Genomic DNA, 12,624 nt, shown 5'->3' on the forward strand with positions numbered 1-12,624 from the left:
ATGGGCTTAAAAACTTTCTTAGAAGATATCGAACCGCATTTTGAACCAGGTGGTAAGCATGAGAAATGGTACGCGCTGTATGAAGCCGCTGCGACTATTTTTTACACGCCAGGTTACGTAAACAAAGGTTCAACTCACGTTCGTGATAACATCGACCTAAAACGCATGATGATTTTAGTGTGGATGGCGACGTTCCCTGCCATGTTCTTTGGTATGTTCAATATTGGTCATCAAGCGGCAATCGCGCTTGGTAATGGTTTTGAACTAGCTAACATTTGGCAAGTAGGTTTATTCCAGTTATTAGGCGGTGAGTTAACCGTTGATGCTGGTTGGGGCGCAAAAATGTTCTACGGAGCATGTTTCTTCCTACCTATTTATGCAACAACCTTTATTGTCGGTGGTTTTTGGGAAGTATTGTTTGCTTCTGTGCGTAAGCATGAAGTAAATGAAGGTTTCTTCGTAACCTCTGTATTATTTGCATTAATCCTGCCTGCAACGATTCCTTTATGGCAAGTTGCGCTAGGTATTACTTTTGGTGTAGTTATCGCAAAAGAAATATTTGGTGGTACAGGTCGTAACTTCTTAAACCCTGCGCTTGCTGGTCGTGCGTTTTTATTCTTCGCATACCCTGCACAAATTTCAGGTGACACAGTATGGACTGCCGTAGATTCATTCTCTGGCGCGACTATGCTTGGTCAAGCGTTTGCTGGTACGTTAAATTACGCGACTGATATTGAGCTTTGGTGGAATGCGTTTTACGGATTCATTCAAGGTTCTATGGGCGAAACGTCTACACTAGCAGTGCTTATTGGTGGTTTATTCCTAATTTATGTACGTATCGCGTCTTGGCGTATCGTGCTAGGTGTATTCCTAGGTATGGTAGTAACCTCATCAATACTAAATACTATTGGTTCTGAAACCAATGCTATGTTTGCTATGCCTTGGTACTGGCATATGGTATTAGGTGGTTTTGCATTCGGTATGTTCTTTATGGCAACTGACCCTGTATCTGCTGCATTTACTGATAAAGGTAAATTAGCATACGGTGCGCTTATTGGCTTTATGGTTATCATGATCCGTGTTGTTAACCCTGCATACCCAGAGGGCATCATGCTAGCAATCTTGTTTGCTAACTTGTTTGCACCTTTATTCGATCACTTTGTAGTGCAAGCTAATATCAAGCGGAGGTTGGCACGTAATGTCTAGTAATAACGAATCAATTGGCAAAACGCTAGCTGTTGTTGTCTCATTATGTTTAGTGTGTGCAGTTATTGTGTCGCTAACGTCTGTGCAACTTCGCCCTCTGCAAAAAGCAAATAAAGCAAAAGATATTCAAAGTAATATCTTAGCTGCTGCTGGTATTGGCAAAGTTGATAACGTTGCAGAAACGTTTGAAGCTAAAATCGAAACCCGCTTTGTTGATATGCAAAGTGGTGAGTTTGCTGAGCCGGTAGAAGATTTCGACTTTGAAAAAAGCAAATATGATGCTGATTTAAGCAAGTCTCTTAAAGAGAATGGTATTAAGGACATCGCCGGTATTCAACGTATTACCAAGCGTGCGCCTGTTTACATCTCTAAAAAAGACGATGGCTCTACTGATGCAATCATCCTTCCTATTCAGGGTTATGGTTTATGGGGTTTAATGTACGGTTTTATCTCGCTTGAAAGCGATGGCGAAACTATTAAAGACATTATTTTCTACAAACATAACGAAACACCTGGTTTAGGTGGTGAAATTCAAAACCCACAGTGGACTGCAACGTGGGAAGGTAAAGAGTTACCAATCCAAATCGTTAAAGGGACTGCAGCCGGTGATGAGCATAAGATCGACGGTCTTTCAGGTGCTACATTAACATCTAACGGTGTTGACCATGCAGTTGACTTTTGGACTGGCGAAAATGGCTTTGGCCCTTTCCTTGCGAAAGTACGTAAAGGAGCATTGAACTAATGGCTGATACTAAAGAAATGAAGGCGGTCCTATTCGGTCCAGTTTTCGCTAACAACCCAATCGCATTACAAGTACTTGGTATTTGTTCTGCGCTAGCGGTAACGTCTAGCTTAAAAAATGCATTAATCATGTCAATCGCATTGACCTTGGTAACTGCATTCTCTAGCCTTTTTATCTCGACTATTCGTAACCATATCCCATCATCAGTACGTATCATCGTACAGATGACGATTATTGCATCATTGGTAATCGTGGTTGACCAAGTACTACAAGCTTTCTCTTACGCTACGGCAAAAGAGTTATCTGTATTCGTTGGTCTAATCATTACTAACTGTATCGTAATGGGTCGTGCTGAAGCTTATGCAATGAAGTCGCCGCCATTAATGTCTTTCCTTGATGGTATTGGTAATGGCTTAGGTTACTCTGTAGTGCTTCTTACTGTTGGCTTTATTCGTGAGTTATTCGGTAAAGGTTCACTGTTCGGTGTTGATATTATTCCATTAGTACAAAATGGTGGTTGGTACCAACCTATGGGTCTATTGATCTTACCACCGAGTGCATTCTTCATCATTGGTTTATTCATTTGGGTACTTCGTACTTATAAGAAAGACCAAGTAGAAGCTAAAGCGTAAGGGGCGATAAGTGGAACATTATATTAGTTTATTTGTAAAAGCCGTTTTTATTGAAAACTTAGCGTTAGCATTCTTCCTAGGTATGTGTACTTTCTTAGCCGTGTCTAAAAAAGTAACTACATCAATTGGCCTAGGGGTAGCGGTTATTGTTGTATTAGGTATTTCAGTACCGGTTAATAACTTGGTTTACCATGCAGTATTAGCACCAGGTTCACTTGAGTGGCTTGGTTACCCAGAAGCGGATCTTAGCTTTTTACGTTTCTTAACTTTCATTGGTGTTATTGCTGCACTGGTGCAAATTCTTGAAATGGCATTAGATAAGTTCTTCCCACCACTGTACAACGCATTAGGTATTTTCCTACCACTAATCACAGTTAACTGTGCAATTTTTGGTGCGGTAGCCTTCATGGTTGAGCGTAACTATAACTTCGGCGAGTCTGTTGTTTATGGTATTGGCGCTGGTGTGGGTTGGGCGCTTGCAATTACATTACTTGCAGGTATCCGTGAGAAAATGAAGTATTCAGACGTACCAGATGGTTTACGTGGTCTAGGTATTACCTTTATCACTGTTGGCTTGATGGGTCTTGGCTTTATGTCATTCTCTGGTATTTCACTGTAATAATAGCGAGGTCAATCATGGATATTTTCTTAGGCGTTGGTGTTTTTATCGCTATCGTTGTAATACTAGTTTTAATCATCATTGGTGCTAAATCTAAGCTAGTTGCAAGCGGTGACATCATCATCGGTATTAATGGCGATCCAGAAAAAGCCATTAAAACATCAGCAGGTAGTAAGCTATTAGGTGCACTATCTGAGTCAGGTATTTTCGTATCTTCTGCATGTGGTGGCGGTGGCTCTTGTGGTCAGTGTCGCGTTCACATTAAAGAAGGTGGCGGTGATATTCTGCCAACTGAACTTGACCACATCTCTAAAGGTGAAGCACGTGAAGGTTGTCGTTTAGCGTGTCAGGTTAATGTTAAAAATGACATGGAAATTGAACTTGAAGAGTCAATTTTCGGTGTTAAAAAATGGGATTGTGAAGTTATCTCTAACGATAACAAAGCAACGTTCATCAAAGAACTTAAGCTACAAATTCCAGATGGCGAGTCAGTGCCGTTCCGTGCGGGTGGTTACATCCAAATCGAAGCGCCAGCTCACCATGTTAAATACGCTGATTTCGATATTCCTGAAGAGTATCGTGGCGATTGGAACCATTTTGGTTTCTTCGACCTGGAGTCAAAAGTAGACGAAGAAACAATTCGTGCTTACTCAATGGCTAACTACCCAGAAGAAGAAGGCATTATTATGCTTAACGTGCGTATCGCTACGCCGCCGCCAAGAAACCTAAGCCTACCATGTGGTAAAATGTCATCGTACATTTGGTCACTGAAAGAAGGTGATAAAGTAACTATTTCTGGTCCATTTGGTGAGTTCTTCGCTAAAGACACAGACGCTGAAATGGTATTCGTAGGTGGTGGTGCAGGTATGGCACCAATGCGTTCACATATCTTTGACCAACTTAAGCGTTTAAACTCTAAGCGTAAAATTAGTTTCTGGTATGGTGCGCGTTCTAAGCGTGAAATGTTTTATGTTGAAGATTTTGACGGCCTAGCTGAGCAAAACGATAACTTCGTTTGGCATACAGCGCTTTCAGATCCGCAACCAGAAGATAACTGGGAAGGCTACACTGGCTTTATCCACAACGTGTTATTTGAGAACTATCTTAAAGACCACGAAGCGCCTGAAGATTGTGAGTTCTACATGTGTGGTCCTCCAATGATGAATGCGGCAGTTATCTCTATGCTTAAAGATTTAGGCGTAGAAGAAGAAAACATCTTATTAGATGATTTCGGTGGCTAATACCCAAACTAAATAAATTTAGTTAAAATACCAGCCTCATAGCACTAAGTGTTATGAGGCTTTTTTATATCAACTGACTGAGTTTGGCTTTACCGCTGATTTTAGTTGATACTCTATTTAACCTTTATAAGTAGGCTATTATGAATCGATTAAGCACAGTTAAAGGCGTGGTAGCCTTATTTTTAATCATATCCACGTTACTTATCACCGGTTGTGGCAATTCACAACACAACGAAGAAGCTTACCTTGAAGGTAAAACGATGGGGACAACTTACCACATCAAGTTTTACGCTGATCAAGTGGATCCTCAAGCAGTTCAAGCAGAAATAGATGCGGTTTTAGTTGATATTAACCAGTCTATGTCGACCTATATTGAAGAGTCAGAAATAAACACCTTTAACCGTTTAGGTGCTAATCAAGTAATGCCAATTAGTGATGACTTTAGAGCGGTTATTGCAGAATCTATACGAATTGGTGATTCAACTAAAACACTCGATGTGACTATGGGACCGCTAATCGATTTATGGGGATTTGGTCCTGATAAAAAACCAACAAAGCGCCCAACGGATGAAGCACTGGCAAATATGGTCAGTAACATTGGTATAGATAAGCTAGTCCTTAATGAGCAAGGGTTAGCTAAAACAGTTGCTGATTTAGAGCTGTCGTTTTCGGCTACCGCAAAAGGCTATGGTATTGATAAAGTTGCTGAGCTATTACAAAGTAAAGGCATTACAGATTACATGGTTGAAATTGGTGGAGAACTGCGTATTGCTGGTACAAAACCAGACAATCAAGCATGGCGAATAGCAATCGAACAACCTGATGCAAATCCGGGCGAGCGCAAAGTACACCGCGTATTAACACCGGGTAATAATGGCATTGCCACCTCAGGCGATTATAGAATATTTTATACTATGGATGGCGAAACTTATACGCACCTTATTGATCCGATGACAGGCATGCCAATTAAGCACGATTTAGTCTCTGTTACTGTTTTACACCCAAGTGCAATGACGGCGGACGGTTTAGCGACTGCTTTAACGGTAATGGGTATGGAAAAGGCACAACGCTATGCGCAGCAGCATGATTTACCTGTGTATTTAATTGCGAAATCGGCACAGGGGTTAGTCACCTATTCAAGCCCTGCGTTTAAGCCTTATTTATAGTCTTTAGGTTTATATCCTTATCATGAGGGTATATAATGCAATAAGCTCAGATATGATGTTTGGGCTCATTTTATTGCTGAACAATAGGGGCTAAGCAATGTCACTTTTTTTTCTAACCTTTGGCTTACTTATTTTAATTGTCGCTGCAATGGCGATAGGCATGATAGTACAAAGAAAATCGATGGCGAGTAGCTGCGGAGGCCTAGGCTCTGTAGGTATTGATAAAGCATGTGATTGCGATGATCCATGTGATAAACGCAAAAAGCGTCTAGCCAAAGAGCAAGTATGGAAAGAAAACCAAATTCTTTAAATAGGGTATCCCTGTTTAAACAAAAAAACCTCTCGTAGCTCACTACGGGAGGTTTTTTATTTATATCGGCATAAATAAATCACCAGCCGATAAAATAATCGTGTTTTTATCTTGAACAGAAAATTCTCTTTGTTATACTCATGCCCGAACTTTCAGTAAGTTTTGAAAGTTCTATTGATGCGGATCAAAACTAGCTTGGCAAAATAGTGCTAATGCGTTGAGACTGTATTTCATGTCACTGTATAAGGCTTTACGGCTGCAACCTTTTTTGTTGCCACGGTGTACACCGAATTTTGTTATTAGTCATTTTAATAGGTTAATGTTTTTGAACTCACTTTCTTTGTTTCATACCAGCGCTTTGCTTACCTTAGGTAAGTCAGTGTTGCATGAGCGCTTTAAAAAAGCGAAAAAGGGCGTGAGTGTGGCTGTAACATTATTAGTTTTTAATGTCGTTATGTTGCTTAGTGGCGCTATTGAGGATGCCTTTAGGCTTGAAGCATTGGTCAGTGATGGCTTTTTTATAGAGCCATTATTACTGACAATTGCCGAATTTTTAGCTCATCCCATCTTATCGTGTCAGTTACTTATTGGCCTTTGTTGGCTATTGTTCCACATGTTTCCAGCGCGTCGTGCTGGAATAATCCTCCGTAAAGCAGCCTTTGCTTTTAGCGAGGCTAAAGTTCAGCAACCAGTGCAAGCTGCGCATGGTTGTCGTGCTCCACCTAGCTTTACAGGTTGTCTGTTTACCCATTAATTTTATGGGTATAGGTTACACCTGTGGTATCTAATTATTTATTCTTGCTGTAAATAACGATTACTTTCATTGTAGCTTAGTGTTTTTTACACACTCTCAGCCAACCACACCTCACCCAAGTTAATTTTTATTGCGTTATATTAATGTGTTTAAAAAGCTGGGTTGGTTCTGCTAGGTGTTTATTATTAAGCCAGTGGTCAATACTTCATGCTTGCATTCGCTCTGCATTATTGTAATTCAATCTTAATTAACTTGGGTTTTTATCAAATATCGTTGCTAAATATTTTTGGCAGCTAATAAAAACTCTTTAGGTTTTAGGATAGTCCCTTGTTAATTCGTAACCTTTTTAATATTGCTTTAGCTAGTATGGCGCTGATTTTATCAGGCTGTAATGGCGGGGTACTCGACCCAAAAGGGCAGATAGGTATTGATGAGAAAAATCTGATCATCATCGCCACTGTGCTTATGTTGTTAGTTGTGATCCCCGTTATTGTGATGACTTTGTATTTTGCTTGGAAATACAGAGACACACAAAACCATGAAATTTACGCACCAAAATGGGCTCACTCTAATAAGATTGAGGCTGTTGTATGGGCGGTTCCTATTGTTATTGTTGTTATTTTAGGTGTGATCACCTGGCAGTCAACTCAAGAGCTTGACCCCTATAAACCGATAGAGGGTAAAGGTGAACATCTGACTGTTGAAGTGGTGTCACTTAATTGGAAATGGTTATTTATTTACCCTGAACAAGGTATTGCCACGGTGAATGAATTGGTATTTCCAGCCAATGTTCCGGTTGAATACAAAATCACGTCAGAAAGCACCATGAACTCGTTTTTCATCCCTCAGTTAGGTAGTCAAATCTACTCAATGGCGGGCATGGAAACTAAGCTGCATTTAATTGCTAATGAGCCAGGCACGTTTAAAGGCTTTTCGGCTAATTACAGTGGCGCGGGTTTTACTGGTATGAAATTTAATGCCATCGCAACGCCAACCAAAGCTGACTTCAACCAGTGGGTTGAACAGGTAAAAACTAACGCTAATAACCTTACTCATGCCAATTATGTTGAGCTTGCAAAAGCAAGTGAGAACAACCCAGTTGCTTATTATGGCAAGGTTGATGACGGTTTATTTCATACCATAGTGATGAAATACATGCAGGCGCATGGCGATATGAATAAAAAACATCATGTCATGGGTAAACATCAGCAGATGAGTAATGAGCATCAAGCAATGGGTAATCATTCAATGCCATCATCACACAGCCAGGGCGAGGAATAATCATGTCGTTTTTAGGTAAATTATCTATAGATGCAATTCCGTTTCATGAACCTATTATCATGGTTACCATGGCGGTGATTGCTGTTGTCGGGCTTATTATAGCTGGGCTAATAACAAAATATAAAAAATGGGGTGTGCTTTGGCGTGACTGGATCACCTCGGTTGATCATAAACGCTTAGGCGTTATGTACATTTTATTAGCACTAATCATGCTGTTTCGTGGTTTTTCTGATGCCATTATGATGCGTGCGCAGTTAGCGCTTGCTACCAGTGGCGCCCCAGGCTATCTGCCGCCAGAGCATTACGACCAAATATTCACCGCTCATGGCGTTATTATGATCATCTTTATGGCGATGCCATTTATGATTGGTTTAATGAATATTGTTGTACCACTGCAAATTGGTGCCCGTGATGTGGCTTTTCCATTTTTAAATAATTTAAGTTTTTGGTTTACCGCTAGTGGTGCCATTTTAATAAATTTATCACTTATATTTGGTGAATTTGCCAAAACAGGCTGGGTTGCTTACCCACCGTTGTCGGAGTTGACCTTTAGCCCTGGGGTGGGGGTCGATTATTATATTTGGGCCTTGCAAATATCGGGGCTCGGTACGCTATTAACCGCTGTTAACTTCCTAGTGACAGTATTTAAAATGCGTGCCCCTGGTATGACACTGATGAAAATGCCAATTTTCACATGGGCATGTACGTGGGCAAATATCTTAATTGCGGCATCATTTCCAATTTTAACCGCAGTGCTCGCCATGCTAACGCTAGACCGTTATTTAGATTTCCACTTCTTCACTAATGAAGCAGGCGGTAACGCCATGATGTATATCAACCTGTTTTGGGCATGGGGTCACCCAGAGGTATACATTTTAGTATTACCAGCTTTTGGTATCTTCTCTGAAATAGTGTCGACCTTCACTGGTAAACGTTTATTTGGTTATAAATCGATGGTATATGCCAGCGGTGCCATTTCTATTCTTGGCTTTATTGTATGGTTACACCACTTCTTTACTATGGGTTCAAGTGCCAATGTAAATGCCTTCTTTGGGGTAATGACCATGGTCATAGCTGTCCCTACTGGGGTTAAGTTATTTAGTTGGTTGTTTACTATTTACCGTGGTCGCTTGCGGATTACAGTGCCCGTATTGTGGACGCTTGGTTTTATGGTTACCTTCAGTATTGGTGGTATGACGGGGGTATTACTAGCAATCCCTGGTGCCGATTATGTATTGCATAACAGCTTATTCTTAATTGCTCACTTTCATAACACCATTATTGGTGGCGCAGTATTTGGCTACTTAGCTGGTTTTGTTTTTTGGTTCCCCAAAGCAATGGGCTTTAAGCTTGATGAACGTTGGGGTAAAGCATCATTTTGGTGTTGGTTAATCGGTTTCTTTGTAGCCTTTATGCCATTGTACGTACTCGGCTTTTTAGGCATGACTCGTCGCTTAAATCACTCTAATAATCCTGATTGGAATATCTGGCTTTACATTGCTGCAGTGGGCGCCGTGATTATTATGTTCGGTATTATTTGCCAAGTTATTCAGCTTTATGTGAGCTTTAAAAACCGCGAAGCGCTTGATGATACCACCGGCGATCCTTGGAACGGTCACACCCTTGAATGGTCAACGTCATCACCGCCACAATACTATAACTTTGCTGAAATCCCGCATGTTGATGATATTGATACATGGACTGACATGAAAGAAAAAGGCCTAGCTTATCAAGGTAAATCTAGCTATAGCCCAATTCATATGCCAAAAAATACCGCATCGGGTGTGCTTATTGCTGCGAGTTTAACGGCGTTTTGTTTTGCCATGATCTGGCATATTTGGTGGCTAGCAGGGCTTGGTTTTATTGGCGCGATTGCGCTGTTTATTAACCGTGCTTACACCAGTGATGTAGATTACTACGTGCAAAACGATGAAATATTACAAATAGAAGGCGCGCATATTGCCAGTAATACGAAGGAGGTAAGCGCATGAGTACGTTATCTGCAACTCAAGGCCATGTAAATTTAGAGCCTCATAGCGTAAGTCATACGCATGAACATCACGATACCTCTGGCGATACAATCTTTGGCTTTTGGCTTTATTTAATGACCGATTGCCTTTTATTTGCCTCATTTTTTGCAACCTACGCAGTGCTTTATATGAACACCGCAGGTGGTGTATCGGGCAAAGATATTTTTGAGCTTGATTTTGTTGCCGTAGAAACTGCGGCGCTACTTATTAGTAGTATCACTTTTGGTTTTGCCATGATTGCCGCTCAAGGGCAAAAAAAGGCGCTGACGCTTGGTTGGCTCGCGGTCACTTTTTGTTTAGGCGCGGTGTTTATTGGCATGGAAATTTATGAGTTCCATCATTTAATTGTTCATGGCAATGGCCCACAGCAAAGTGCTTTTTTAACATCGTTTTTCTCATTAGTGGGTTTGCATGGTTTACATGTAACTGCAGGCCTTATCTGGATGAGCATAATGATGATAGAAGTGATCAAGCGCGGTTTAGGTAAACAAACCGTCACGCGCCTAAGTTGCTTAAGCTTATTTTGGCACTTTTTAGATATTGTGTGGATTTGTGTATTTACTGTTGTTTATTTAATGGGAGCAATGTAATGAGCCATAGCGAAACGCATGCTTTAGCGCAAATGCAAAGCCAACATCATGATCAGTCACACGGCAGTGTAAAAACCTATCTTATTGGTTTTGTCTTGTCAGTGATTTTAACGGCCATTCCATTTTGGATGGTGATGGAGGGCGATTTTTCAAAAGTCACCACGCTTTGGAGTATCGTTACTTTTGCAATCGTGCAAATTTGGGTGCATTTAAAATACTTTTTACACCTTAATTTCACCACCGATGAAGGCAAAGCGAATACCTTTACCTTCTTGTTTAGCGCGTTGATCATCGTCATGGTGGTTGGACTGTCTGTTTGGATCATTTATGAATCAAACGCAATGATGATGTATTAGAGGTTTCAGATGTTTCGTCGTTATTTAGCTGTTACTAAGCCAGGTATTATTATGGGGAATTTGATCAGCGTTGCCGGTGGTTTTTTACTTGCCGCCCGCGGTGATATAGACCCATGGTTAATGTTGGTTACCTTGGTTGGTTTATCGCTTGTTGTTGCATCGGGATGTGCCATAAACAATGTTATAGATAGAGACATTGATGTTGCTATGGCACGTACTCGCTCACGTGTAACTGTAACGGGCGAAATGTCTGCAAAAGCCGCTTTAAGCCATGGCGTGTTATTAGGGCTAATTGGCTTTGGCTTATTAATCGCCTTTACCACGCAAGTGGCGGTATTTTTTGCCGCCTTTGGCTATGTCATTTATGTAGGGGTGTACAGCCTCTACATGAAACGCAACTCTGTTTACGGCACCTTTATTGGTAGTCTGTCGGGCGCAGTTCCACCTGTTGTTGGCTATTGCGCCGTTACGGGTGTGTTCGATATGGGTGCATTAATACTGTTGGTGATGTTTAGTTTGTGGCAAATGCCGCACTCATATGCGATTGCTATTTTTCGCTTTAAGGATTACCAAGCCGCTAATATTCCAGTATTACCCGTGGCGCAAGGTGTTAACAAAGCTAAGCGCCATATTGTGCTTTATATTGCAGTATATGCTTTAGTGGTGATGCTATTGCCAATTAGTGGTTATACCGGTGCTGCCTTTATGGCCGTTGCCTGTATTACGAGTTTTTGGTGGTTACTCATGGCACTTAGAGGGTATCGCTACAACATAGACACCACCCGTTGGGCACGCCAAGTGTTTGCGTTTTCTATTATTAATATTACCGCTTTGAGTATTGCCATGGCGGTAGATTATCAAACAATTGCGCCACAACTAGTGGCGCTAAACTGATCTTAAACGATCAATGAACCGAGTTAATTCCCAAAGTTAACCAAAGGCTCTGAGCATTGCGAGGAGCCTTTTTTCGTCCCTAAAACAAGGCTAAGTTATTTACTTAAGCTTTCAGCATCATAAAACATCGGTTTCAATGTGCCACAATTTATAAATTTATAATTGAGCTCACCAGCAGAGGGCACTTCAGTTGAGGTGCGAAACTTTTGTAAACAGGCACCACTTAAATCAACAAACATAATATGATGATAGCTTGGTGGCTGAGTTATTTGGTGAATATAAATACGCTCGTTATTTTTTAGCGTAACCATATCGTACTGTTGCCATTTTGAGGCTGGGCTTAAATCAGTTAGCTCACGAGTAAATAACTGCTCGCTAAGCTCTATTAATTTATCACTGTAAACTAAGCTACCTCCTTGTCTAAAATCTCCAAGATACACATCTGCGGTTATCGCGACTTCTTCGCCTCGCATTAAGCGTTGAATATTAAACGGCTTTGATTTTACGGTAACTAACTCAGCGTCACGTACTAAATCTAAAAATGGAATATCAGATACATCTACCTTGTACATAACATGCATATCATAAGGAAGCTCAAAGCTTGGAATGTTAATGGCGTATACACTTGAACCCTTATTAACTAATACCATGGCATGCTCTGCTTCATACTTGGGGTTTAATGGCGGAAGTTCTGGTGGCTCTTCGGCATTAACAAGCGAGCTGGTACAAAATATAATGCTGATAAATAAATATACGAAGTAGGGTAGCCGCATAATAACCTCAATTAATTTATAGATATAAAG

At 40.9% G+C, this 12,624-nt stretch carries 14 protein-coding genes; 13 read left to right on the top strand and 1 reads right to left on the bottom strand.

The genetic code is table 11. The annotated features are described in order from the left end of the window. The 13 genes from ABZP26_RS04505 (at position 1) to cyoE (ending at position 11,821) form a co-directional block, all read left to right on the top strand. Positions 1-1,206 carry an NADH:ubiquinone reductase (Na(+)-transporting) subunit B gene (locus tag ABZP26_RS04505; protein ID WP_008111893.1) on the top strand — a complete coding sequence of 402 codons (1,206 nt, stop codon included), beginning with the start codon at positions 1-3 and terminating at the stop codon, positions 1,204-1,206. Then, positions 1,199-1,948 carry a Na(+)-translocating NADH-quinone reductase subunit C gene (locus ABZP26_RS04510; RefSeq protein ID WP_024601889.1) on the top strand — a complete coding sequence of 250 codons (750 nt, stop codon included), beginning with the start codon at positions 1,199-1,201 and terminating at the stop codon, positions 1,946-1,948. The genes ABZP26_RS04505 and ABZP26_RS04510 overlap by 8 nt, the downstream gene beginning before the upstream one ends. Next, a complete protein-coding gene (locus ABZP26_RS04515; protein ID WP_006791491.1) occupies positions 1,948-2,580 on the top strand; it encodes an NADH:ubiquinone reductase (Na(+)-transporting) subunit D in 633 nt (210 codons plus the stop codon). The genes ABZP26_RS04510 and ABZP26_RS04515 overlap by 1 nt, the downstream gene beginning before the upstream one ends. Before the next feature lie 10 nt (positions 2,581-2,590). Beyond that, complete coding sequence (gene nqrE / locus ABZP26_RS04520; protein ID WP_006791490.1) at positions 2,591-3,199, top strand: NADH:ubiquinone reductase (Na(+)-transporting) subunit E; 609 nt, start codon at positions 2,591-2,593, stop codon at positions 3,197-3,199. 17 nt (positions 3,200-3,216) lie between these two features. Continuing rightward, complete coding sequence (gene nqrF, locus ABZP26_RS04525) at positions 3,217-4,440, top strand: NADH:ubiquinone reductase (Na(+)-transporting) subunit F (RefSeq protein ID WP_036956788.1); 1,224 nt, start codon at positions 3,217-3,219, stop codon at positions 4,438-4,440. Between the two features lie 140 nt (positions 4,441-4,580). Next, positions 4,581-5,606, top strand: a complete 1,026-nt coding sequence (locus ABZP26_RS04530; protein WP_036956789.1) for an FAD:protein FMN transferase — start codon at positions 4,581-4,583, stop codon at positions 5,604-5,606. Between the two features lie 97 nt (positions 5,607-5,703). Further along, a complete protein-coding gene (gene nqrM / locus ABZP26_RS04535; RefSeq protein WP_010391098.1) occupies positions 5,704-5,916 on the top strand; it encodes a (Na+)-NQR maturation NqrM in 213 nt (70 codons plus the stop codon). A 325-nt stretch (positions 5,917-6,241) separates the two neighbouring features. After that, positions 6,242-6,670, top strand: coding sequence for a hypothetical protein (locus ABZP26_RS04540; protein ID WP_013464351.1), 429 nt, complete (start codon positions 6,242-6,244; stop codon positions 6,668-6,670). A gap of 327 nt (positions 6,671-6,997) precedes the next feature. Beyond that, positions 6,998-7,951: a ubiquinol oxidase subunit II gene (gene cyoA, locus ABZP26_RS04545; protein WP_013464352.1), complete on the top strand. Its 954-nt coding sequence runs from the start codon at positions 6,998-7,000 to the stop codon at positions 7,949-7,951. Between the two features lie 2 nt (positions 7,952-7,953). Continuing rightward, the gene (gene cyoB / locus ABZP26_RS04550) at positions 7,954-9,942 is read left to right on the top strand and encodes a cytochrome o ubiquinol oxidase subunit I (protein WP_024601893.1); all 1,989 of its coding nucleotides are present in this window, start codon (positions 7,954-7,956) and stop codon (positions 9,940-9,942) included. Next, a complete protein-coding gene (gene cyoC, locus ABZP26_RS04555; protein ID WP_008111916.1) occupies positions 9,939-10,571 on the top strand; it encodes a cytochrome o ubiquinol oxidase subunit III in 633 nt (210 codons plus the stop codon). Before cyoB ends, cyoC begins: the two co-directional genes overlap by 4 nt. Then, the gene (gene cyoD / locus ABZP26_RS04560) at positions 10,571-10,927 is read left to right on the top strand and encodes a cytochrome o ubiquinol oxidase subunit IV (RefSeq protein ID WP_013464355.1); all 357 of its coding nucleotides are present in this window, start codon (positions 10,571-10,573) and stop codon (positions 10,925-10,927) included. The genes cyoC and cyoD overlap by 1 nt, the downstream gene beginning before the upstream one ends. Before the next feature lie 9 nt (positions 10,928-10,936). Continuing rightward, a complete protein-coding gene (cyoE, locus tag ABZP26_RS04565; protein WP_013464356.1) occupies positions 10,937-11,821 on the top strand; it encodes a heme o synthase in 885 nt (294 codons plus the stop codon). Between the two features lie 95 nt (positions 11,822-11,916). On the opposite strand, the gene ABZP26_RS04570 is transcribed toward cyoE, so the two are convergent. Next, on the bottom strand, positions 11,917-12,594 hold the full coding sequence (locus ABZP26_RS04570; RefSeq protein ID WP_029609918.1) for a hypothetical protein: 678 nt from the start codon (positions 12,592-12,594) through the stop codon (positions 11,917-11,919). Positions 12,595-12,624: the final 30 nt, after the last annotated feature.

The organism is Pseudoalteromonas sp. SD03, from assembly GCF_040937955.1.
Taxonomy (GTDB): domain Bacteria; phylum Pseudomonadota; class Gammaproteobacteria; order Enterobacterales; family Alteromonadaceae; genus Pseudoalteromonas; species Pseudoalteromonas tetraodonis.

Coding starts and splice junctions, on each gene's coding strand:
- ABZP26_RS04505 (WP_008111893.1), top strand. CDS start 1: ATGGGCTTAAAAACTTTCTTAGAAGATATCGAACCGCATTTTGAACCA.
- ABZP26_RS04510 (WP_024601889.1), top strand. CDS start 1,199: ATGTCTAGTAATAACGAATCAATTGGCAAAACGCTAGCTGTTGTTGTC.
- ABZP26_RS04515 (WP_006791491.1), top strand. CDS start 1,948: ATGGCTGATACTAAAGAAATGAAGGCGGTCCTATTCGGTCCAGTTTTC.
- nqrF (WP_036956788.1), top strand. CDS start 3,217: ATGGATATTTTCTTAGGCGTTGGTGTTTTTATCGCTATCGTTGTAATA.
- ABZP26_RS04530 (WP_036956789.1), top strand. CDS start 4,581: ATGAATCGATTAAGCACAGTTAAAGGCGTGGTAGCCTTATTTTTAATC.
- nqrM (WP_010391098.1), top strand. CDS start 5,704: ATGTCACTTTTTTTTCTAACCTTTGGCTTACTTATTTTAATTGTCGCT.
- cyoB (WP_024601893.1), top strand. CDS start 7,954: ATGTCGTTTTTAGGTAAATTATCTATAGATGCAATTCCGTTTCATGAA.
- cyoC (WP_008111916.1), top strand. CDS start 9,939: ATGAGTACGTTATCTGCAACTCAAGGCCATGTAAATTTAGAGCCTCAT.
- cyoD (WP_013464355.1), top strand. CDS start 10,571: ATGAGCCATAGCGAAACGCATGCTTTAGCGCAAATGCAAAGCCAACAT.
- cyoE (WP_013464356.1), top strand. CDS start 10,937: ATGTTTCGTCGTTATTTAGCTGTTACTAAGCCAGGTATTATTATGGGG.
- ABZP26_RS04570 (WP_029609918.1), bottom strand. CDS start 12,594: ATGCGGCTACCCTACTTCGTATATTTATTTATCAGCATTATATTTTGT.